The 1,126-nt window shown below is 45.8% G+C and carries 1 pseudogene; it reads right to left on the reverse strand.

The window, feature by feature from the left end:
* Positions 1-1,042, reverse strand: a pseudogene (locus A3738_RS24610) (phosphomannomutase/phosphoglucomutase); the annotation flags it as partial.
* Between the last annotated feature and the right edge of the window lie 84 nt (positions 1,043-1,126).

Raw genomic sequence — 1,126 nt, forward strand, 5'->3', positions numbered from 1 at the left:
CGGCATTCTCTCGCTGAACTGCCGCGATCAAATCTTGTAAGTTTTCCGGTTTGCCTGGATCAGGGTGGTGATTTGGAAACGTTCCATCAATTTCGCAAAACAATGGCACCACGTCACAACCAAGCTCTTCAATCAACTTAGGCGCAAGCTCGCCCGCAACACCATTACCAGCATCAACAACGACCTTAAGTGGCGCAGCAACAGCCACATCATTAACGATTGTGTCTTGGTAGGCATCATCAACATTTTGCTCACTGACCGTGCCACTGCCACTAGCTAGGTCACCATTTACGATACGATTGTACAAGGCTTGAATGTCTGGACCGGAAAGCGTGTTGCCAGCTACCATCATTTTGAAACCGTTGTAGTTACTTGGATTATGACTACCGGTAATCATAACGCCAGTTCCAGTATTTAAATGATGTGTCGCAAAATACAAAACAGGAGTAGGAACTTGGCCAATAACGATTGCGTCAGCCCCTGCGGAAGTAATACCTCTGCAGATTGCCTCACAGTATGGTCGGCTAGATAAGCGCCCGTCATAACCGACACACAGAGTACTTTGTCCTTGCGCCAAGGCTTCAGATGCAAGCGCTCGACCGATTAACTCGACGCCTTCGTCAGTTAAAGTTTCATCGACGATTCCACGAATATCATAAGCTCGGAAAATTGAAGACTCGATTGAATAAGTTGTCTTTTCTTCAACAACAGTTTCTGTAGTTTCGTTCAAACCCAACTCCTCATCTAGGTCCAAATCATCAAAATTTAGCTCGTCACTTAGGTCGTGCTCAGGCTCTAATTCTTCATCAACAACAAGTTCGGCGAGAGGCTCATTTACAGGTAGCTCTTCTTCCGCCGCAGGTGCTGATGTTTTAGGTTTCTTTGATACCTTTTGCTCTTGCGTCGACAGCGCTTGATTAGCATTTGTGACAAGTGAAATGGTCTCGGAAAAATGCAAACGCTGCGTTGATTTTCGTTCACCAGAAATGGCTGACTGCACAAGTGAATCCGCTAATACCACGTCGCTATGAACTTTTTGCAATCGAAACCTGCATACCAGATAAACAAGCACGAGCGTAGATAAGGCAGCGCTGCTGAGCATAATCCAAAGCAGCGTTCTATCTAT

Source organism: Oleiphilus sp. HI0066, from assembly GCF_001635725.1.